This window comes from Ruegeria sp. C6, assembly GCF_056537625.1.
Map to the genome: position 1 here is coordinate 105,368 of NZ_JBQFRW010000005.1, position 20,145 is coordinate 125,512.

Here is a 20,145-nt window from a genome sequence, read left to right on the forward strand (position 1 = left end):
TTCCGAGAGTTTGCCACCTATCGTCGAGTGATTTTCACCCTTTTGTCACTATATCAGGGAAATTTTTGGTGCTAACATCTAAAATTGAAAACTTTTGTGGAGTTTTTCGCCATGGATGATATCGATTCCAAGATAATCCGCGCCCTTCAAAACGATGGCCGTATGACTGTCATCGATTTGGCGGAGCATGTCGGGCTGTCCCCGACACCCTGCGCACGGCGTTTGGATCGACTACAGCGGGACGGGATTATCACCGGCTACGCCGCACAAGTCGACCCCGAGCGGCTTGGATTCGGCGTCACAATCTTTGTGTCTGTCGAGTTGGAGAAACAGGATCGCAACGCCATCGATTCCTTCGAAAAGGCCATTCGTCGCTGCGACGAGGTGATGGAATGCTACCTCATGACCGGATCACGCGACATTCTGCTGCGCGTGGTTGCCAAAGACCTCAATGCGTTTGATGCATTTCTGGAAAACCGGCTTATGAAAATTTCGGGCATTCGAAACCTACGATCAAACTTCGCTTTGCGCACCATGGTCAAACGCGAAGCGCTGCCTCAGCACCACGGATAATCTGCTGGACCTTGCGTCAGCCCCAACCTAGGTTTCCCCGAAGCTTGAGGGAGGGCGCAATGGCAGTCGGCAAAAACATCCGCACCTATTTCAACGGCCAATGGCATGACGGGGACGCACCGATCATGCGCGCTGCTGACCATGGCGCATGGCTGGGCTCATCGGTGTTTGACGGTGCCCGGTACTTTGATGGAATGACCCCGGATCTGGATGCCCATTGTGCCCGCGTGAACCGTTCAGCCGAGGCGCTGATGCTGACACCTTCTGTAACAACCGAACAGATGGTCGATCTGGTTCACGAAGGGTTACAGAGTTACGCACCTGACACCGCCGTTTACATTCGCCCCATGTATTGGGGCATCGACGGGGATCACACCGCCATCGTCCCTCAGGAAAACAGCACTGGCTTTGCCATCTGTCTTGAAGAAATCCCAATGGCACCCAAAACCGCCTCGGCGACGCTGACAACCACTCGGTTCCGCCGCCCTGTTCTGGAATCCGCTGTGGTCAACGCAAAGGCAGGGTGCCTGTATCCGAACAATGCCCGGATGTTGCAGGAGGCACGCAGCAAAGGCTTTTCAAACGCCCTTGTGGCCGACGCGATGGGGCATGTGGCCGAGACTGCGACCGCAAATATCTTCATGGCGCGCGATGGTGAGGTTTTTACTCCAATCCCCAATGGGACATTCTTGGCCGGGATTACACGCGCGCGGCATATTAAAAACCTGCGCGCCGACGGGGTAACCGTGCATGAAACCGTGCTGGGTTTCGATGACTTTCACGACGCGGACGAAGTGTTCATGAGCGGTAACATGAGCAAAGTGACGCCAATCACCGCGCTGGATGACACCCAGTATCAGGTGGGCCCAATCGCCCGTCGCACACGCGAGATGTACTGGGATTGGGCTGCAAGCAATTGCTGATCTGCTCCTTTTCTGTTTCAGTTGCCACTGCTTACCCTGTGAGGCATGATCCCGAAAACAAACGAGGACAAACATGCGCAAGTTCCTAGTCGTTCTGGACGACAGCCGTGAATGCCTGAACGCCATGCGCTTTGCCGCTATGCGTGCGGCACATACTGGCGGCGGGGTTACGGTTCTTTCGGTAATTCCACCGGACGAATTCAACCACTGGATCGGTGTTGCCGAGGTGATGCGCGAAGAAGCGCGTGAACGTATTCACGCCCATTTCGAGGTGTTCGCCAAATGGATGCGCGACAAACAGGGTGTCGAGCCCGAATTGGCAATCCGTGAAGGCGATCCGGTGGCCGAAATCATTGAACATGTCCAATCCGATCCCGAGATCGGCGTATTGGTTCTGGGTGCAGGTACTGACAAAAAAGGCCCCGGACCGTTGGTGACACAACTGACCCGGAACTCTGGAAGTTTGCCCATTCCTATTACTATCGTGCCCGGCGATCTGAGCAAAGAGAAGCTGGAAGCCATCACCTGAGGTGAATTTATGTCCGCGAAGCTGCAGTTCTGGTTCGACTTCGCATCGACCTATTCTTATCTCAGCGCGATGCGTATCCAGCAGGCGGCTTCGGAATATGGAGTTGCCGTAGAATGGCACCCATTCCTTCTGGGGCCGATCTTTGCTGAACAGGGATGGAAAAACTCGCCGTTCAACCTCTACCCTGCAAAAGGTCGGTACATGTGGCGGGACATGGAACGGCTTTGCGCCGCGCGCGATTTACCTTTTCGGCGGCCCGAGCCATTTCCGCAAAACAGCCTGAAAGCAGCAAGGCTAGCGCTGGCGATCGAACCAGCTGATCAACGGGCAGCCTTTGTACGCATTGTCTATTCTGCACAGTTTGGTTCCAGTCGTGATATATCGAATCCGGCGGTTCTGGCTGAGTGCCTTACCAAATCTGGCGTTTCGACTGATCTGATGGATCGGATAAGCGACCCCGCGATCAAGGCTGCCTTGTTCGAGCAAGTTACTCAGGCCAAGGCTAAACACATCTTTGGTGCGCCGAGTTTCGTTATTGGGGACGAGCTGTTCTGGGGTGATGATCGTCTGGATGATGCGATTTCTTACGCCGCCGCAATTTAGAACGGTTCCAAATCTTGACTTCCCCCGCACGGACGCGCATATCAGGTGCATCTTAGACGGAGCCGCGCCATGTTCATTCAAACCGAATCCACACCCAACCCGGCCACACTAAAATTCCTACCCGGCCAGACGGTTCTGGAAGCAGGCACCGCTGATTTTCCAAGCGTCGACGCTGCAGAAAAATCACCGCTCGCCAAACGCATATTCGGTGTAAACGGCGTAACAGGCGTGTTCTTCGGCAACGATTTTGTCACGGTAACCAAATCTGATGACGTGCAGTGGGATCACATCAAGCCCGCAATTCTCGGCGCTGTGATGGAGCATTACCAGTCCGGCCAACCGGTTATGGGCGCAGGCGCAGAGACCGCCTCGGGCCACGCTGAACACACCGGCGAAGATGCAGAGATTGTCAACCAGATCAAAGATCTGCTGGATAGCCGCGTGCGTCCTGCTGTGGCTCAGGACGGCGGTGACATCACCTTCCACGGCTTCGACCGCGGCGTTGTTTATCTGCACATGCAGGGAGCCTGCGCGGGCTGTCCGTCCTCGACCCTAACGCTGAAAATGGGGATCGAGAACCTGTTGCGTCACTACATCCCCGAAGTGACCGAGGTTCGCCCTGTTGCCGTCTGATCCGACGATTTTGGCATTCGATACATCGGCCGCGCATTGCGCGGCCGCTTTGCTGCGAGGGGGCAAGATTATCGCATCGCACGCCGAGGCGATGACTCGTGGGCAGGCGGAACGGTTGATGCCCTTGCTTGAAGAAATCCTGACCCGGAACAATTGCACATGGCGGCACCTTGACGCGATCGGCGTCGGAATCGGCCCCGGGAATTTCACCGGCATCCGAATCTCGGTATCCGCAGCGCGCGGGTTGGCGCTTGGGCTTGGTGTGCCGGCGGTTGGGGTGTCGGGGTTTGATGCAGTTGCGAAAATTGCGCCCGACGGGCATCTCCCGGCGATAGCTGCACCGCGCGATCAGGTTTATGTGCAGCCTAAGGGGCGCGCGCCTTACCTAACCTTACGTCATGCCGCTGACGATATTGGTCCCTTGTATTTCTGCGAGGACCCAGAACAGCAGGCCCGTGCGATCGCCCAGGTGGCTGCTGGTCGTTGGACGACAGTTCAAGCGCCACCTGCTCCGCTTTATGTCCGCTCTGCAGATGCGGCCCCTTCCAGCGATGTACCACCGGTGCTTTTGGACGAATGACACCACAGGACATGGCAGAAACCCACGCCGCAGCCTTCACACAGTCACGTCCGTGGAGCGCTGAAGAATTCAGCAATCTGATCGCCAATCGCTTTACCCATGTTGTTGGCGACAAACGGTCTTTCGCCCTCATTCAAGTGATCGGCGAAGAGGCCGAGCTGCTGACCATCGCGACACACCCAAACTATCAAAGACGCGGGCTGGCGCGGCGCATCATGGCAGACTGGCACGCCAAGGCACGAGAACTCGGTGCAATCCGTGCATTTCTGGACGTTGCCTCAGATAACCATTCGGCGATCTCTCTGTACCAAACCTGCGGATACACGCCATGCGGCAATCGCGCAGCCTATTATCATCGCAAAAGTGGCCCAAACGCCGATGCGATCGTCATGGAACGCCCCCTGAGCGAAAAATATTCGCTTTTTTAGACCATATGGTCAAAAATGTGTTGACCGAAGCTGTTGCAAACAGCTTCAATTCCCGCCATCACAACAGGTATGCTCGCTCTGAGTGGGTACCGGGGGATTAAGCCCCGGACCGATAACAGCCAACGGGAGTAACAAATGACATTTATGAAATCCTTGATGGGCGCAGCCGCTGCGGTTGCACTAACAGCAGGTGCTGCTATGGCAGAACCGGCCCTTATCTTTGATCTGGGTGGCAAGTTCGACAAATCGTTCAACGAAGCCGCGCATAATGGCGCTCAGCGTTGGGCGGAACAGACCGGCAAAAGCTATCGCGAGATCGAGCTTCAGTCGGAAGCGCAGCGCGAACAAGCGCTTCGCCGCTTTGCCGAAGCGGGCGCAAACCCGATTATCACAATGGGCTTCGCCATGGCCGATCCATTGGCTGCAGTGGCAGGTGACTATCCGGATACCAAATTCGTTGCGGTCGACGTGACCTGGCTGGAAGCCCCGAACATTCGCCAGATAGGATTTGCCGAACATGAAGGATCATACCTGGTCGGCATGATGGCGGCGATGGCGTCCCAATCCGGCACAGTGGGCTTTATCGGTGGTATGGATATCCCTCTGATCCGTCACTTTGGTTGTGGTTATGCACAAGGCGCGAAGTCCGTGAACCCGGACATCAACGTTGTTGCTAATATGACAGGCACCACCCCTGCAGCATGGAACGACCCGGTGAAGGGCTCGGAGTTGACCAAAGCACAGATCAGCCAGGGTGCTGACGTGATTTACGCCGCTGCGGGCGGTACCGGTGTTGGCGTTCTGCAAACCGCAGCCGACGAAGGCATCCTGTCAATCGGTGTCGATAGCAACCAGAACCACCTGCACCCGGGCAAGGTCCTGACCTCGATGCTCAAGCGTGTGGACGTTGCTGTATATGACGCCATGAAAGCTGGCGAAGACGTCCAGACCGGTGTTTACACTATGGGTCTTGCACAAGATGGCGTTGGCGTTGCGATGGATGAAAACAACGCGGAACTGGTGAGCGAAGAAATGAGCTCGGCCATTGAAAGTGCCCGTCGCGACATCATCGATGGCAACGTAAGCGTTGTCAGCTACTACGAGAACGACAGCTGCCCTGCACTGCAGTTCTGATGTAACTGGGGGCGGGGGCCATGGCCTCCGCCCTGCACCACTCTGCCGCATGCGGCCCTTTCGGCAACCCAAGGACAAGATATGACCGTCCCCGCCATTGAACTCAAAGGGATTTCCAAAGCCTTTGGGCCGGTTCAGGCTAATAAAGATATTTCCATCAGCGTCGCCCGCGGAGCGATCCACGGGATCATCGGTGAAAACGGAGCGGGCAAATCCACGCTGATGAGCATCCTCTACGGATTTTACAAAGCCGACAAAGGCGAAATCTGGATCAACGGCACCAAGACCGACATCCCTGACAGCCAGGCGGCGATCGCCTCGGGCATCGGGATGGTGTTTCAGCATTTCAAACTGGTCGAGAATTTCACCGTTCTGGAAAACATCGTTCTGGGTGCGGAAGACGGTGGGCTGTTGGCTCCGTCGCTGGCGAAAGCCCGGAAAGAGCTGAAAGATCTAGAGGAAGAATACGAACTGTTCGTCGACCCTGACAAACGCATCGATGAGATCGGTGTGGGCATGCAGCAGCGGGTTGAGATTCTCAAGGCGCTCTACCGCAAGGCCGAAATTCTGATTCTGGACGAACCCACGGGCGTTCTTACCCCTGCCGAGGCGGACCAGCTGTTTCGCATTCTCGACCGGCTGCGGTCCGAGGGTAAAACAATCATCGTGATCACGCACAAGCTGCGCGAAATCATGGAGAACACCGATACGGTTTCGGTTATGCGCCGTGGTGAGATGACCGCCACCGTAAAAACAGCTGACACCAATCCGCAGGCCCTGGCCGAATTGATGGTTGGTCGCAAGGTCTTGCTACAGGTTGATAAGGTGCCTGCACAGCCGGGCAAACCGGTTCTGGAAATCGAAAACCTCAGTGTCACCGATTCGGCCGGTGTCGAGCGTGTCAAAGGCATCGACCTAACCGTTCGCGCAGGTGAGATCGTTGGCATCGCGGGCGTTGCTGGCAACGGGCAGTCCGAGCTGCTTGAAGTTTTGGGTGGTATGCGACCCGGGGTAGGCTCGATCAAACTGAACGGCGAACCTCTGGCGTTGCACGGCCCCGGATCGGACGGGCAAGCGCGGCGCGCCCGACATATCGCTCATGTCCCCGAGGATCGGCAGCGCGAAGGTCTGATCATGGATTTTCACGCGTGGGAGAACGTGGCGTTCGGCTACCACCGCGACCCTGCTTACAAACGCGGGCTGTTCATGGACAACGCTGCCCTGCGTGCCGACACCGAAGCCAAGATCGAGAAGTTCGATGTGCGCCCGCCCAATGGCTGGCTGACGGCAAAAAGCTTCTCGGGCGGCAATCAACAGAAAATCGTCGTTGCACGAGAAATCGAACGCAATCCCGATCTGCTGCTGGTGGGTCAGCCCACACGCGGCGTGGATATCGGTGCCATCGAGTTCATTCACAAACAGATCGTCGCCTTGAGGGATCAGGGCAAAGCAATCTTGCTGGTCTCGGTCGAGCTGGAAGAGATCTTCTCACTCTCGGACCGGATCGCGGTCATGTTTGACGGACATATCATGGGCGAGCGTCTGCCCGCCGAGACGGATGAAAAAGAACTAGGCCTGCTGATGGCCGGTGTTGCAGGAGAGGCCGCCTGAACCATGGAAAAAATGCCCAAATGGGCCGATGTGGTACTGATCCCGCTAATCAGTCTGCTTCTAGCCACAATCCTTTCGGCAATCGTGATCCTGGCCATCGGGGAAGATCCGCTTGAGGCGGTAAATCTGATGGTCACTGGGGCCCTAGGGTCAACCTACGGCTGGGGCTATACACTTTATTACGCAACGAACTTCATCTTCACCGGGCTCGCGGTTGCAGTTGCCTTTCACGCGCGCTTGTTCAACATCGGCGGCGAGGGTCAGGCCATGCTGGGCGGACTGGGCGTTGCCATCGTCTGCCTATCGGTTCCTTGGCCGCATTGGACAATAGCTTTGCTGGCCGCCTGTGCTGCTTCGATGATCTTCGGTGCAGCCTGGGCCGCGATCCCGGCCTATCTGCAGGCGAAGCGGGGCAGCCATATCGTGATCACCACGATCATGTTCAATTTCATCGCTGCCGCTTTCCTGAATTACATGCTGGTCAACGTCATGCGCCCGCAAGGGTCGCAAGACCCAGCAACGGCTCGTTTCCCCGAGGCAGTGCATCTCCCGACTTTCCAGTCGATGTTCTCGAGCGCCGAAAACATCGTTTTCCGAGGTGCGCCTGCCAACATCTCGTTCTTCGTCGCAATCCTTGCGTGTTTTGTTGTCTGGGCGCTGATCTGGCGAACTCGGTTGGGCTATGAAATCCGCGCCTACGGCCATTCGGAAACCGGTGCCGTCTACGCCGGTATCTCGCCTGTACGCATCACGATTATTGCCATGCTGATCTCGGGCGCTCTGGCGGGCCTGATGGCAGTCAACAACGTGATGGGCGAAGCCGAGCGGTTGGTGCTGAACGCAACCGAAGGCGCGGGTTTCATTGGAATTGCCGTGGCACTGATGGGTCGGTCGCATCCATTCGGGGTATTTCTAGCCGCTATTCTGTTTGGGTTTCTGTATCAGGGCGGGGCCGAACTGGCGCTTTGGACATCGATTCCGCGCGAACTGATCGTGGTCATCCAAGCGCTGGTCATTCTGTTTACCGGAGCACTGGACAACATGGTGCGCATGCCGCTTGAAAAGCTGTTCATGGCGCTTCGGAAGGGGTCGGCCTGATGGATTTCTTCCTGACACTCATCCAGGTTCTGGATTCGACCATCCGACTGGCTACGCCTCTGCTGCTTGCCTGTCTGGCCGGATTGTACTCTGAGCGCGCGGGCATCTTCGACATCGGCCTTGAAGGCAAGATGCTGATGTCAGCATTCTTCTCGGCTGCCGTCGCCGCCGTAACCGGTTCGGTGTGGCTGGGATTGCTGGCCGGGATCGCGGCATCTCTGGTCCTTTCGGCGCTACACGGGTTTGCGTCGATCACGTTTCGGGGCAATCAGCTGATCTCGGGGGTTGCGATCAACTTTCTCGCCTCAGGTATGACCGTTCTTGTCGCCCAAAGCTGGTTCAAGCAGGGTGGTCGTACGCCATCATTGTTCGGTGAAGGGCGGTTTGAATCTGCAGAATTCCCTTATGCGATCGGACCAGCTGACGCCGAACTGACAGGCCGTCCGGTTTCCGAGCTGATGTCTGAAACCAATCCCCTGCATATGGCCTATTCCGAGCTTCTGTCTGGCCATTCCATTCTGGTCTATGTGGCTTTCCTTATGGTGCCACTGACCTGGTGGATTCTGTTCCGCACCCGGTTCGGGCTGCGTCTGCGCGCGGTCGGAGAGAATCCTGCGGCGGTGGATACTGCTGGAGTTTCGGTTGTAGGTCTCCGCTACGCAGCGGTTGCGATTTGCGGCGTACTTTGCGGCATCGCAGGTGCTTACCTGGCCACCGCGCTGCAAGCAGGCTTTGTGAAAGAGATGACCGCTGGGCGCGGATTTATCGCACTGGCTGCTTTGATCTTTGCAAAATGGCGTCCGTGGCACGCGATGTGGGCATGCCTCTTGTTCGGGCTGTTGCAGGCCATTGCCTTGCGGTTCCAGAACATCGATTTGGGCGGGGTCGTGATCCCGGTGCAGGTCATGGACGCCCTGCCCTATATCCTGACCGTGGTGATTCTTGCCGGGTTCGTCGGCAAGGCCATACCGCCACGTGCAGGCGGCGAACCATATGTAAAGGAACGCTGATAGAGCCAGTTCAGGACTGCCCCTCAGTCCTGTTTGCTGCAAAGCGGCATACAGAGTTGATTTTGTATGCCGCAACCGCTCTAAGGGGGTATGGACGTGTCCCGCATCAGTTCCGCAGCCATGCTATCGACTATTTTCAGGTTGAGCCACGGAAACAACTAGATGGCCCCACCTGGCACGCGCGCTTCGTCTGTTGAGATTTATGTTACCAATGGCTTTGCCACACCGCGTGGTACGGCCTCTCCTGTCTAGAAGAAGCCATGCAGATTTACCTCCCGATTGCCGAAGTATCCGTAAACGCGTTTCTACTGTTTGGACTGGGTGGAATGGTGGGCATTCTGTCTGGAATGTTTGGCGTTGGCGGTGGGTTTTTGATGACTCCACTGCTGTTCTTCATCGGCATTCCGCCTGCGGTTGCGGTCGCAACCGAGGCAAACCAGATTGTTGCTTCATCATTTTCTGGGGTACTGGCGCATTTCAGGCGCCGAACCGTGGACCTTAAAATGGGCACAGTCCTTTTGGTCGGAGGGCTGACAGGCGCTGCGTTGGGTGTTGTTGTCTTCAACTATCTCAAGAGCCTCGGACAGGTCGATCTGCTGGTCAAACTTTGCTATGTCGTATTTCTGGGCATCATCGGCAGTCTGATGTTTGTCGAAAGCCTGAACGCGATTAGAAAAACGCGGAAAGGCGGCACGCCGCCTCCGAAACGACGCCAGCGCGGTTGGGTGCACGCCATGCCGTTCAAGATGCGGTTTCGGACGTCGGGCCTGTACATCTCGGTCATTCCACCGCTTGTCGTAGGCCTGTTTGTCGGTGTCCTGTCTGCTATCATGGGTGTCGGCGGCGGTTTTATCATGGTGCCCGCGATGATCTACCTATTGGGCATGCCGACCAAGGTTGTTGTCGGAACTTCGCTGTTTCAGATCATCTTTGTAACCGCCTTTACCACTATGCTGCACGCCACCACCAACTATACAGTTGATGTCGTGTTGGCGGTTCTTCTACTCGTCGGTGGCGTAGTTGGTGCCCAAATCGGAACAGTCATCGGTGCCCGAATGCCGGCTGAACAACTGCGCGTTTTGTTGGCGGCTCTGGTGCTTGTCGTCTGCGGCAAGCTGGCGCTTGATCTTCTGCTTCAACCCGCCGAGTTGTATTCGCTTGGCGATGCGGGAGGGCACTAAGATGCTGCGTCTGATTGCTCTTCTTTGTCTGATCTGTCTGCCAGCCTACGCAGCCGAAGAACAGGTTGTTCTGGGCCTAAGTCAGGATCGGGTGTCGATTACCGCCAATTTTGACGGGTCCGAAATACTGGTTTTCGGCGCGGTAAAGCGCGAAGCTCCAATCCCGGACGGTCCACCGCTTGAGGTCATCGTATCGGTGGTCGGCCCATCCGAACCTGTCACCGTACGCCGCAAAGAGAAACGGTTCGGGATCTGGGTGAATACCGACAGCCTTGTTGTTGATCTGGCTCCAAGCTTTTACGCCGTTGCCACCAGCGCCCCGTTTTCCGAGGTTCTGACCCAGACCGAAGACCTACGCTATAAGGTTTCGATCGAGCGTGCCATCCGGTCGGTCGGTGCGGACATGAGCATTCAGGGCGCACAGGATTTTTCCGAGGCGGTCATCCGCATCCGCGAAGATGAAGGGCTGTATTCGATCCGGGAAAACACAGTGGCTGTGGACGAACAGACGTTGTTCCGCACATCAATCGATATGCCATCGGACCTGACCGAAGGCGACTACAGCGCCCGAATCTTCCTGACGCGAGACGGAAAGGTGGTCTCAACCTTTGAAACCTCGATCGGAGTACGCAAAGTCGGGCTTGAGCGTTTCTTGTACGCGATGTCGCGTGAACAACCCATTTGGTACGGGCTTATGTCACTGGCCATCGCGATTGCCGCCGGTTGGGGCGCTTCGACAGCCTTCCGCCTACTGCGCGAGAACTGATCGTCACCCGCGACCGATATAGGGCATGGTCGTGGCCATAACGGTCATGAACTGCACATTCGCCTCAAGCGGCAGTTCGGCCATATGCAGTACCGAGCGGGCGGCATCCCCGACATCCATGGTGGGATCAGGGTCGCGGCCTTCGGCAAGCGCCTCATCGACCAACCCTTGCACCATCGGGGTGCGCGCATTTCCGATGTCGATCTGACCACAGGCAATTCCAAAACTCCGCCCGTCCAGAGACAGGCTGCGCGTCAGACCGGTAATCGCGTGTTTCGTCGCAGAATAATGCACCGAGTTCGGGCGCGGCACATGAGCAGCGATTGAACCGTTGTTTATGATACGCCCCCCTTGCGGCGCCTGAGCCCGCATCGCAGCAAATGCAGCCCGTGCACACAGGAACATGCCGTTCAGGTTCACATTGACCGAGCTGTACCAATCCTCAAGCGCGATCTGGTCGATGGTGCCACCAGGGGCAAAAATCCCGGCATTGTTGAACAGCACGTCCAATCGCCCGGTCTGTCGGGTGAATGCAGTGAAGGCGTTTGCAACGGCATCCGGGTCAGTCACATCGGCAACCAGCGGGATCGCCGAGGCGTTATGCTGTGCCATAGCATGAAGTTTGTCAGCGCTGCGGGCCAGAAGCCCGACAGTCCATCCTTCTGACAGAAACAGCTCGGCGGTGGCGCGGCCTATGCCCGAGCTTGCACCGGTCACTATGATCGTCTTCATGTCTCTTCCGCCTCCAATGTCAGGGATGGTGCCGCAACCGCACGCAGGTCATCCACACGCAATGGGTGGGTCGGTTTCGACAAGCGGTTCCGCACTACCCAGATTAGCCTCTCCTGTGCGCGGGTTATGGCGACATAAGCTAAGCGCTTCCACAACGGTTGCCCGGCCTCAGTACGGCCCATGCGGGCGGCTGCGTAGATGTCTGGCGCAAAGACCTGAACCGTGTCCCATTGCGACCCTTGCGCCTTATGGATCGTCACAGCGGCACCATGCAGGAACGTTGCCCCCATACGGGCAGCATAGGGAATGAACGGCTCCTCCTCATCGGGCTTTTCAATCTGCACGATCGACGCCGCCGAGACCTGAGGGTCTTCGGCCCCCATCACATGCAACCGCGAAAAACCCGGCTTGCGACCAGGGCCAAGATAGATGACCTGTGCGCCTTTGATCAGCCCGCGCGCCTCAAGGTCCAGCCGCTTTTTGCGGTGCTTCAACGGCAGCTCAATGCCGTCACAAATCAACGGTTCCCCTTCCAGTAGTTCAGTTTCCGGCGCGCCATGTACGGTGCGGAACGCCTGAATCAGCCGGATTCGGGTCGCATTGCGCCAGACAAGAACCGGGCTGCGCGCCATCAGATCAACCTCGACCCGCTGTCCCCAGACAACGCGGCCATCCTTTCGGGCAGTGTCCTCGATCAGACGTTCGAAATCCTCAAACCCCATGGCCGGATCGGACAGAGCATGGGCGAGGTCTAGGATCGGGTTATCCGCAGTTTGCCGATGCACGCGATGCAGGATTTGCTTGCGCGGCTCTGGCAACCCGTCAAACACCATCGAGCCCGATTGGTTGACCGGCGCCAACTGCGCCGGATCACCAAATAGCAACAATGTTGGGAAGATTTCCTTTAGATCCTCGAATTGTCGGTCGTCTAGCATCGAGGCTTCATCCACAAAACCGATATCCAGCGGCTCTTCCCGACGTTTCCAGCCGGTGATGAAATCCGAACCGCGCAACCCAGCAGCGGCCAGCGCACCAGGGATGGATTTGTTGTTGGCATAGAACGCGGCTGCGCGGTCCAGCGCTTCGTCTGTCAGCCCTTCGATCTCGGGCCGTTCGTCAGTGCCCGCGAGCCATTCGGCGATCCGCTCGTATTCAGGGTCGTAAACAGGCGTATAAAGGATGCGATGGATCGTCGTCGCGGGCACCCCACGCAGCCGCAATACGCTGGCGGCCTTGTTCGTCGGCGCGAGGATCGCAAGGCTGCGCTTGTCGCGGGATTTGCGGCTTTCGAAATCGCCCGAGATCAGGTTGACCCCCGTCTCGGCCAAAGCTTTGTAAAGCTCTGCCAGCAACAGGGTTTTGCCCGATCCAGCCTTGCCAATAACAGCCATCACACCAGACTTTCCGCTGCCGGGCTGTTTCAGCAGAGCGTCGTCTTCAAGGTCTACTCCGGCACCTCGCAACATCTCGGCAATGTTGTCAAAAGCGGCAGCCTGATCTTCGGAAAATGTGACTTGGGGCAAGGACATGGCGCGACCCTACAGGGACGCGCCGCGCGCTGCCAGATGCCGATTGGTTTTTCCGTATGCTTATGCCGACAAAGCGAACCGGTGCTGTGCGCCATGGCCAAATGCTGTCTTGAACCACAGGCGCGACAACTCTCGCGGGATGCCTGCGCGGGCTGCTACACGGTTGCAATCATCCGCTGAATAAGGCCACAGGCCGACCGAGATCTGATCGCGCCCTTTCCCTTCGGTGCCCAAAACCACCGGAGACGATCCGATCATACGGTAGATCCGGATCATGCGGGCATCAAAAACGCCCGCTATGTGGGTCAGGCCAAACCCTTCCATCACCTCACCGCCGCTCAGCATGATGGCCCCGGCGGTATGAGCGCTGGCGTTGCGCGAGAGGCAAAAGCGAGTGACCTCCCAGATTAGTGGGCTTCGGATCGGACTGCCCCCGGTGAGATGTCCGAATATGTCGTTCACCATGACCGGACCGGTCGTCGGTAGGATCCGCATGGACCCGCCATGGCTGCCATCTGCCTCTTCCCAAATCACATAGAGCGGGTTCAGGTCATCGTACTGATCCCGCTCTTCCTCCTTTTCGTTAACCTTAACATCCCAGCCAAGGCGGGTTTTGAACTGATCCGCGCGATCCCTGAACATCCCCCTGGCCAATTCCGGAAAGTTATGCAGCTCATCGGCATACAAATAACGCAACATGACGTGTTCCCCTTATCGTCCATAGTTGGAACAAAGGGGGTACGAACACGTGGTTAATTTAAGGTGAGACCACCGTACGGTCGTTAAACGACTATTAATCCTCTACTGAGTGCAGTGGCGATTGCATGAGTCGTATTTTGCGCACCGAGTTTTGATCGTGCGCTTTCGATATAGGCCCTGAGCGTATGCTCAGAAATGGAAAGCGAGTGCGCCACCTGCGCTCGGCTATACCCCAGCGCCAGCAATGTCATTGCATCGATTTCGCGGGGCGAGAGCCCCCGCATGTTGTCCGGCTGCCGTTCTTTTGCAAATTCCAGCGCTTTTCGATTGAGGAAATGCGCCACCAATATGAGATCGCGGCCATACGTTTCGACAAATGCCTGCCATGCGATGTCATCACAGCTGTTGTTGACCGTAAACAGTGCGAATTGCCCGCCTGGCCCCCGCAGCGGGATCGAATAGCCCTGATTGCCGACGCCATGTTCCTGCGCGTCCTGCAGGAAGGCCTTTACTGCTTTGCCCGACCAATTCAGCTGTTTCCAGTCCACAGCGTGAAATCGCTGAAAACAACCCAGAATAACCGGATCAATACGATGATAGTTCCTGTCTCGATACCGTTCATCCCAGGCATCCGAATAAGTCGTGAACCCGTATTGATCCCCGGCCCCATCAACCCAATGATATGTCATGTGGTCAATTTGCAGCTTGTCCCGCAACTGGACTGCTACGCTGGTCAGCTCGTCAAGCGTGCTGGTGCTTTCCAAATCCCCTAGGATCTGGCTCAAATCGAATTTTCTTCCCATTCGCGGGCGCGCAAGCCTCATCCTTTGAGGACGCAATCTCGGCCGCGGCGATCAGTCTTGTGTCGTCAAGCTGCTCGGCCAGCGCGCTCAACCCATTCGCCACAGCAAAGGCGTTGAGGTCCGACAGAACGTCCAAAATCCACTCATTTTGCGCCATCAGGGTGTCCCCGAAATAGTTAACGAAGGGTTAACACAACCATAACATGTGCAGACCAATTCGGCCTACTCGCTGCTTTCTACTCCCCAGAAATAGCGGGGGGCGATTTCTTAAAGCATTGAAAATGCATAATCATCGATAGAAACGATGAACACCCGCAAGGCGTGTGTGCGCCCTGCGGGTGTTGCAGCTGCTGTTCGCCTGAGACCGTTAGTCGCGGGCAGCCAATACTTCTTCAAGGGTGCGCATGCCTGTATGCGGAGCCTGAACCAGCACCGACATGTTGCCCGGCTTGTGTTCGTTACGCATCATCTTCATGTGCGCCTCAGGCAGATCCTGCCAAGTGAACACTTCGGACATGCACGGATCCAAGCGGCGCTCGACCATTAGCTGGTTTGCAGCCGAAGCCTGTTTGAGATGCGCAAAATGCGAGCCCTGCAAGCGTTTTTGGTGCATCCACATGTAACGCACGTCGAAGGTCAGGTTGTAGCCAGTGGTCCCGGCGCAGATCACAACCATACCTCCCTTTTTTACGACAAAAGTGGACACCGGGAATGTGCTTTCGCCGGGGTGCTCGAACACCATGTCGACGTTCACACCTTTGCCGGTAATATCCCAGATGGCCTTGCCAAACTTGCGGGCTTCTTTGAACCATTCAGCATATTCCGTAGTATTCACCGTGGGCAGCTGACCCCAGCAGTTGAAATCCTTGCGGTTGATGACGCCTTTGGCGCCAAGGTCCATCACAAACTCACGCTTGCTTTCATCCGATATCACGCCGATCGCATTGGCACCCGCAGTGTTGATCAACTGTATCGCGTAAGAGCCCAGACCGCCCGATGCGCCCCAAACCAGGACGTTCTGGCCCGGCTTCAGATCGTGCGGCTCGTGCCCAAAAAGCATCCGATAGGCTGTTGCCAAGGTCAGCGTGTAGCAGGCGCTTTCTTCCCAGGTCAGGTGCTTGGGACGCGGCATCAGCTGCTGTGCCTGAACATTTGTAAACTGCGCGAACGAGCCATCAGGTGTCTCATATCCCCAGATGCGCTGGCTGGGCGAATACATGGGATCACCACCGTTGCAGTGTTCGTCATCGCCATCGTCCTGGTTGCAGTGAATCACGACTTCATCGCCGACTTTCCAGCGCTTCACTTTGTCACCAACCGCCCAGACGATGCCCGACGCATCTGAACCTGCGATGTGAAAGGGTTGGCCGTGGCCATCAAACGGGCTGATCGGCTTGCCAAGCGATGCCCAGACGCCGTTGTAGTTCACACCCGCCGCCATAACGAGAACCAGCACTTCGTGGCTGTCCAGCTTCGGGACATCAACGACTTCCAGCTGCATCGCTGTGTCTGGCTCACCGTGGCGCTCTTTCCGGATGGCCCAGGCATACATTTGCTTGGGAACGTACCCCATCGGGGGGATTTCACCCATCTCGTAGAGGTCCTTTTCCGGCGCCTCATACGACGCGATACCGCTGTCGACATCCAAAGCCATGCTGGCCTCCTTTTTCCAACTGTTGCCGCGCCGCAGAATCGCGGCTTTCCAAAGACGAGATATTAGCCTCTGAGTAATATTGCAACCGTTACTGGTATCTATTTTGTAATTTTATGACCCAGCAGTTGCAGAAATATTTTCTGCACTTGCATCATTCTCAGCCCGAACAACGGGTTCTGATGCTGCCGCGTAATAAGCAAGCAGCTCTGATCGCTCGCCTGATGGGCGCAACACTCCAGCCTCGCGACGCAGAATCCGTCGCTCGACCAACTGATTGATGGCATCGTCAACAGCCTCTCCATCATCCTGGGCAACCGCGTCGCCGCCCAACGTCAGCAAACGCGCCTTCAACTCCTGCTCTGACATTTCACCTTCTTCCTGAACCAGCCGACACGCTGCAGGCACTGGAACAAAGGGAATTGCGGCACCGATCCTGCGCATCAACTCGCGGGCCAGATCGGTCGTTAGGTCCCGTTCGTGCGCGACTCGAAATTCTTTCAGAGAAATCGGTGTCGCATACCGCACCGAGGCAATCCCGAATCTCTTGTAGCGCCCGACGAGCTTGCGCCAAATCTGCTTGAGCGACCAGCGGGTGATAACCCCGATCCGCGCGCGGAAGCGGCGTTCACTATCCTTCGCTGCCGCTGTTAATACGGTATCTTCAAGCACCCGATCATAGTTCAAAGCAACCGGAACAAACACCACATCCCGCCCCTGCGGTTCGACTCCGTCAAGGATATACTTCAACAATCCCAGCTTGGGGCGCCCCAGTTTGCCAGTCAGACTCAGCCCGCCCTCAGGGAACATGGCCTGCGTCACGCCCGCTTCGGTCGCGTGTCTTACATAGCTTGCAAGGACCTGTCGATATAGGTCGCTACCCGACTTGCGGCGAATGAAATAAGCCCCCATCGCGCGAATCAATCGACTTAGTGGCCAGACACGGGCCCATTCGCCCACAGCATAGGATAAGGTCGAATGGTCTGCCGCCAGATAGGTGACCAGTACGTAATCCATATTGCTGCGGTGGTTCATGACATAAACGACCGTCGCATCGGGATCGATATTGTCCAGCGCGGCTTTGTCCTCGTAACCCAACTGCACCTTGTAAAAGGCGTTGCTCAGCATGCGGGCAAAACGGATCGCGATGCTGAAATAGGCCACTGTCGAGAATGAGGGCGCAATCTCGCGCGCATAACGCCGTGCCAATTCTGAGGCAACAGCGTCAGGCACACCTTCTTCTTTGGCATGCTGCTGCACCGCCCGGCTAACCTGCGGGTCATAGATAAGCCGTTGAATCATGTCATGCCGCCCCGCCAATTTGAACGGTTGGATCGGGCGCTGAAGGCGCTTGTTCAACCGTGCGACGGCGCGCTCAAGGCGGCGGCGGAAAAACCAGCGCACCGACGGAAACAAAAAATGCGAGGCAAATGTGACCGCGGCAAACAGCACGATCAGCACAAACAGCCAAAGCGGGATTTCCACAGTCTGCATCATTCGGGCACAGTGCCATCAAACGCGACCACCCACAATCTGCAGAAACCGTCGATGCCGCAACGCAGCGAATTGACATGTACTGAAAATTACTATTTACCACCATAGAACGTAATTTTGTTACCCACCGATCCGCGAGGCACGACCCATGACGCAGTTGCAGAAAGATCGCCCCTGGCTCATCCGTACATATGCCGGTCACTCAACGGCCAAAGCGTCAAATGCGCTTTATCGTGCGAACCTGGCCAAAGGTCAGACCGGCCTGTCCGTGGCCTTCGATCTGCCAACCCAAACAGGGTATGACAGCGATCACACTTTGGCGCGCGGCGAAGTTGGAAAAGTTGGGGTTCCGATCTGCCATCTGGGGGACATGCGGGTTCTGTTCGATCAAATTCCGCTGGAACAGATGAATACCTCGATGACGATCAATGCGACTGCTCCTTGGCTTTTGGCGCTTTATATCGCAGTTGCCGAGGAACAGGGCGCGGATGTCTCGAAATTGCAGGGGACCGTCCAGAACGACCTGATCAAGGAATACCTGAGCCGCGGCACTTATGTGTGCCCACCAAAGCCATCGCTGAAGATGATCGCGGACGTGGCCGAATATTGCTACGATAACGTGCCCAAATGGAACCCGATGAATGTGTGTTCGTACCACCTGCAAGAAGCAGGCGCGACGCCTGAGCAAGAGCTGGCCTATGCTCTGGCGACTGCCATTGCAGTGCTGGACGAACTTCGCCCGCGCGTTCCAGCTGAAGACTTCCCGGCACTCTGCGGGCGGATTTCGTTTTTTGTGAATGCGGGCATCCGGTTTGTCACCGAAATGTGCAAAATGCGCGCCTTTGTGGATCTTTGGGACGAAATTCTGCAGCAGCGCTATGGCATTGAAGACCCCAAGTTCCGCCGATTCCGTTATGGCGTTCAGGTAAACTCGCTGGGGCTGACCGAACAGCAGCCGGAAAACAACGTTTATCGCATACTGATTGAAATGCTTGCGGTGACGCTATCCAAACGTGCCCGCGCACGTGCGGTGCAGTTGCCTGCATGGAACGAAGCGCTCGGCCTGCCTCGTCCCTGGGATCAGCAATGGTCGATGCGGATGCAACAAATCCTCGCCTATGAAACCGATCTGCTGGAATATGGCGATTTGTTCGACGGCAATCCGGTTGTCGACGCCAAAGTCGAAGAACTTAAAAATGGCGCACGAGCCGAATTGGCTAATCTCGAATCGATGGGCGGCGCGGTAGCCTCGATCGAATACATGAAATCGCGGCTGGTCGAGTCCAATGCCGAGCGCCTGAACCGTATTGAACGCAATGAAACCGTCGTCGTTGGCGTAAACAAATGGACCGAGGGCGAAGCCTCGCCTTTGCAGACCGAGGATGGCGGCATCATGGTCGTCGACCCGGCGGTTGAACAGGAACAAATCGGGCGCTTGAACGACTGGCGTGCGGATCGGGATGACGCAGCAGTGGCCGCGGCGCTGCAAGCATTGCGCGAAGCAGCGCGATCCGGTGCCAACGTGATGGCACCTTCAATCGCTGCGGCCAAGGCCGGTGTCACAACTGGCGAATGGGCCGAGGAAATGCGCAAGGCCTACGGTACATATCGTGGACCAACCGGCGTCTCGGGATCTGTTTCGAACAAAACCGAAGGTCTGGAAGACTTGCGCGCAGCCGTAGATGCGGTAAGCGACCGTCTGGGGCGCAGGCTGAAGTTTCTTGTTGGCAAACCTGGTCTGGACGGACACTCGAACGGAGCCGAACAGATCGCCTTCCGCGCACGCGACTGTGGCATGGACATCAGTTACGAAGGTATTCGTCTTACGCCCGAAGAAATCGTAACTGCGGCACAAGAAGACAAAGCGCATGTGATTGGTCTATCGATCCTCTCTGGCAGCCACCTGCCTTTGGTGAAGGACGTGATGACGCGGCTGAAAGCAGCAGGGCTAAGCGATATTCCCGTCATTGTAGGTGGGATCATCCCCGATGAGGACGCGGATCAATTGCGTTCCATGGGTGTATCGAAAATCTATACGCCGAAAAATTTCGAATTGAATGCAATCATGGGCGATATCGTCACATTGGTTGACCCAACGGAAATTGCGGCTGAATAGAAAATCATATTACAGAAATCTCCATTTCTATTTCCGGTAAAATGGGAATAGA

The 20,145-nt window shown here is 56.6% G+C and carries 20 protein-coding genes; 14 read left to right on the top strand and 6 right to left on the bottom strand.

What is annotated here, in order from left to right:
• The first annotated feature begins 111 nt into the window (after positions 1–111).
• The 13 genes from ACR0MJ_RS16070 (at position 112) to ACR0MJ_RS16130 (ending at position 11,069) form a co-directional block, all read left to right on the top strand.
• Complete coding sequence (locus tag ACR0MJ_RS16070) at positions 112–573, top strand: Lrp/AsnC family transcriptional regulator (protein ID WP_170423751.1); 462 nt, start codon at positions 112–114, stop codon at positions 571–573.
• A gap of 59 nt (positions 574–632) precedes the next feature.
• Positions 633–1,496, top strand: a complete 864-nt coding sequence (locus tag ACR0MJ_RS16075; RefSeq protein ID WP_480761745.1) for a branched-chain amino acid aminotransferase — start codon at positions 633–635, stop codon at positions 1,494–1,496.
• Positions 1,497–1,569: 73 nt separating this feature from the next.
• Positions 1,570–2,025: a universal stress protein gene (locus tag ACR0MJ_RS16080; protein WP_074736907.1), complete on the top strand. Its 456-nt coding sequence runs from the start codon at positions 1,570–1,572 to the stop codon at positions 2,023–2,025.
• Positions 2,026–2,034: 9 nt separating this feature from the next.
• On the top strand, positions 2,035–2,628 hold the full coding sequence (locus tag ACR0MJ_RS16085) for a 2-hydroxychromene-2-carboxylate isomerase (RefSeq protein WP_170612905.1): 594 nt from the start codon (positions 2,035–2,037) through the stop codon (positions 2,626–2,628).
• 69 nt (positions 2,629–2,697) lie between these two features.
• Positions 2,698–3,261: a NifU family protein gene (locus tag ACR0MJ_RS16090; RefSeq protein ID WP_170733587.1), complete on the top strand. Its 564-nt coding sequence runs from the start codon at positions 2,698–2,700 to the stop codon at positions 3,259–3,261.
• Positions 3,251–3,841 (top strand): tRNA (adenosine(37)-N6)-threonylcarbamoyltransferase complex dimerization subunit type 1 TsaB, encoded by a 591-nt coding sequence (gene tsaB, locus ACR0MJ_RS16095; protein ID WP_480761748.1) that lies wholly within the window; start codon positions 3,251–3,253, stop codon positions 3,839–3,841. Before ACR0MJ_RS16090 ends, tsaB begins: the two co-directional genes overlap by 11 nt.
• Positions 3,838–4,269: a GNAT family N-acetyltransferase gene (locus ACR0MJ_RS16100; protein ID WP_480761751.1), complete on the top strand. Its 432-nt coding sequence runs from the start codon at positions 3,838–3,840 to the stop codon at positions 4,267–4,269. The genes tsaB and ACR0MJ_RS16100 overlap by 4 nt, the downstream gene beginning before the upstream one ends.
• A 135-nt stretch (positions 4,270–4,404) precedes the next feature.
• Positions 4,405–5,403, top strand: coding sequence for a BMP family lipoprotein (locus ACR0MJ_RS16105; protein ID WP_170395841.1), 999 nt, complete (start codon positions 4,405–4,407; stop codon positions 5,401–5,403).
• 81 nt (positions 5,404–5,484) lie between these two features.
• Positions 5,485–7,014 carry an ABC transporter ATP-binding protein gene (locus ACR0MJ_RS16110; RefSeq protein WP_170395839.1) on the top strand — a complete coding sequence of 510 codons (1,530 nt, stop codon included), beginning with the start codon at positions 5,485–5,487 and terminating at the stop codon, positions 7,012–7,014.
• Between the two features lie 3 nt (positions 7,015–7,017).
• Complete coding sequence (locus tag ACR0MJ_RS16115; protein ID WP_170513031.1) at positions 7,018–8,112, top strand: ABC transporter permease; 1,095 nt, start codon at positions 7,018–7,020, stop codon at positions 8,110–8,112.
• Positions 8,112–9,122 (top strand): ABC transporter permease, encoded by a 1,011-nt coding sequence (locus tag ACR0MJ_RS16120; RefSeq protein WP_170408321.1) that lies wholly within the window; start codon positions 8,112–8,114, stop codon positions 9,120–9,122. Before ACR0MJ_RS16115 ends, ACR0MJ_RS16120 begins: the two co-directional genes overlap by 1 nt.
• 260 nt (positions 9,123–9,382) lie before the next feature.
• Positions 9,383–10,303 (top strand): sulfite exporter TauE/SafE family protein, encoded by a 921-nt coding sequence (locus ACR0MJ_RS16125; RefSeq protein ID WP_170395834.1) that lies wholly within the window; start codon positions 9,383–9,385, stop codon positions 10,301–10,303.
• Position 10,304: 1 nt separating this feature from the next.
• Positions 10,305–11,069: a TIGR02186 family protein gene (locus tag ACR0MJ_RS16130; protein ID WP_170395832.1), complete on the top strand. Its 765-nt coding sequence runs from the start codon at positions 10,305–10,307 to the stop codon at positions 11,067–11,069.
• 3 nt (positions 11,070–11,072) lie between these two features.
• Here ACR0MJ_RS16130 and ACR0MJ_RS16135 read toward each other — a convergent pair whose 3' ends face one another.
• The 6 genes from ACR0MJ_RS16135 to ACR0MJ_RS16160 form a co-directional block, all read right to left on the bottom strand.
• Positions 11,073–11,801, bottom strand: coding sequence for an SDR family oxidoreductase (locus ACR0MJ_RS16135; RefSeq protein ID WP_480761752.1), 729 nt, complete (start codon positions 11,799–11,801; stop codon positions 11,073–11,075).
• On the bottom strand, positions 11,798–13,330 hold the full coding sequence (locus ACR0MJ_RS16140; protein WP_480761753.1) for an ATP-dependent DNA helicase: 1,533 nt from the start codon (positions 13,328–13,330) through the stop codon (positions 11,798–11,800). The genes ACR0MJ_RS16135 and ACR0MJ_RS16140 overlap by 4 nt, the downstream gene beginning before the upstream one ends.
• Before the next feature lie 60 nt (positions 13,331–13,390).
• Entirely contained in the window at positions 13,391–14,029 is a 639-nt protein-coding gene (locus tag ACR0MJ_RS16145) for an acyl-homoserine-lactone synthase (protein WP_170513947.1), read from the bottom strand.
• A gap of 83 nt (positions 14,030–14,112) precedes the next feature.
• Positions 14,113–14,832, bottom strand: a complete 720-nt coding sequence (locus ACR0MJ_RS16150) for a helix-turn-helix transcriptional regulator (protein WP_170395826.1) — start codon at positions 14,830–14,832, stop codon at positions 14,113–14,115.
• 367 nt (positions 14,833–15,199) lie between these two features.
• Positions 15,200–16,486: a crotonyl-CoA carboxylase/reductase gene (gene ccrA, locus ACR0MJ_RS16155; RefSeq protein ID WP_480761755.1), complete on the bottom strand. Its 1,287-nt coding sequence runs from the start codon at positions 16,484–16,486 to the stop codon at positions 15,200–15,202.
• A gap of 111 nt (positions 16,487–16,597) precedes the next feature.
• On the bottom strand, positions 16,598–17,980 hold the full coding sequence (locus ACR0MJ_RS16160; protein WP_480761756.1) for a 1-acyl-sn-glycerol-3-phosphate acyltransferase: 1,383 nt from the start codon (positions 17,978–17,980) through the stop codon (positions 16,598–16,600).
• Between the two features lie 145 nt (positions 17,981–18,125).
• Here ACR0MJ_RS16160 and ACR0MJ_RS16165 point away from each other — a divergent pair, with 145 nt between their 5' ends.
• On the top strand, positions 18,126–20,093 hold the full coding sequence (locus ACR0MJ_RS16165) for a protein meaA (RefSeq protein ID WP_170626168.1): 1,968 nt from the start codon (positions 18,126–18,128) through the stop codon (positions 20,091–20,093).
• The last annotated feature ends 52 nt before the right edge of the window (positions 20,094–20,145 follow it).

Bases quoted from the DNA above. Each gene is read 5' to 3' on its own strand.
- ACR0MJ_RS16070 (WP_170423751.1), top strand. From the start codon at position 112: ATGGATGATATCGATTCCAAGATAATCCGCGCCCTTCAAAACGATGGC.
- ACR0MJ_RS16075 (WP_480761745.1), top strand. From the start codon at position 633: ATGGCAGTCGGCAAAAACATCCGCACCTATTTCAACGGCCAATGGCAT.
- ACR0MJ_RS16080 (WP_074736907.1), top strand. From the start codon at position 1,570: ATGCGCAAGTTCCTAGTCGTTCTGGACGACAGCCGTGAATGCCTGAAC.
- ACR0MJ_RS16085 (WP_170612905.1), top strand. From the start codon at position 2,035: ATGTCCGCGAAGCTGCAGTTCTGGTTCGACTTCGCATCGACCTATTCT.
- ACR0MJ_RS16090 (WP_170733587.1), top strand. From the start codon at position 2,698: ATGTTCATTCAAACCGAATCCACACCCAACCCGGCCACACTAAAATTC.
- ACR0MJ_RS16100 (WP_480761751.1), top strand. From the start codon at position 3,838: ATGACACCACAGGACATGGCAGAAACCCACGCCGCAGCCTTCACACAG.
- ACR0MJ_RS16105 (WP_170395841.1), top strand. From the start codon at position 4,405: ATGACATTTATGAAATCCTTGATGGGCGCAGCCGCTGCGGTTGCACTA.
- ACR0MJ_RS16110 (WP_170395839.1), top strand. From the start codon at position 5,485: ATGACCGTCCCCGCCATTGAACTCAAAGGGATTTCCAAAGCCTTTGGG.
- ACR0MJ_RS16115 (WP_170513031.1), top strand. From the start codon at position 7,018: ATGGAAAAAATGCCCAAATGGGCCGATGTGGTACTGATCCCGCTAATC.
- ACR0MJ_RS16120 (WP_170408321.1), top strand. From the start codon at position 8,112: ATGGATTTCTTCCTGACACTCATCCAGGTTCTGGATTCGACCATCCGA.
- ACR0MJ_RS16125 (WP_170395834.1), top strand. From the start codon at position 9,383: ATGCAGATTTACCTCCCGATTGCCGAAGTATCCGTAAACGCGTTTCTA.
- ACR0MJ_RS16130 (WP_170395832.1), top strand. From the start codon at position 10,305: ATGCTGCGTCTGATTGCTCTTCTTTGTCTGATCTGTCTGCCAGCCTAC.
- ACR0MJ_RS16135 (WP_480761752.1), bottom strand. From the start codon at position 11,801: ATGAAGACGATCATAGTGACCGGTGCAAGCTCGGGCATAGGCCGCGCC.
- ACR0MJ_RS16140 (WP_480761753.1), bottom strand. From the start codon at position 13,330: ATGTCCTTGCCCCAAGTCACATTTTCCGAAGATCAGGCTGCCGCTTTT.
- ACR0MJ_RS16145 (WP_170513947.1), bottom strand. From the start codon at position 14,029: ATGTTGCGTTATTTGTATGCCGATGAGCTGCATAACTTTCCGGAATTG.
- ACR0MJ_RS16150 (WP_170395826.1), bottom strand. From the start codon at position 14,832: ATGGGAAGAAAATTCGATTTGAGCCAGATCCTAGGGGATTTGGAAAGC.
- ccrA (WP_480761755.1), bottom strand. From the start codon at position 16,486: ATGGCTTTGGATGTCGACAGCGGTATCGCGTCGTATGAGGCGCCGGAA.
- ACR0MJ_RS16160 (WP_480761756.1), bottom strand. From the start codon at position 17,980: ATGATGCAGACTGTGGAAATCCCGCTTTGGCTGTTTGTGCTGATCGTG.
- ACR0MJ_RS16165 (WP_170626168.1), top strand. From the start codon at position 18,126: ATGACGCAGTTGCAGAAAGATCGCCCCTGGCTCATCCGTACATATGCC.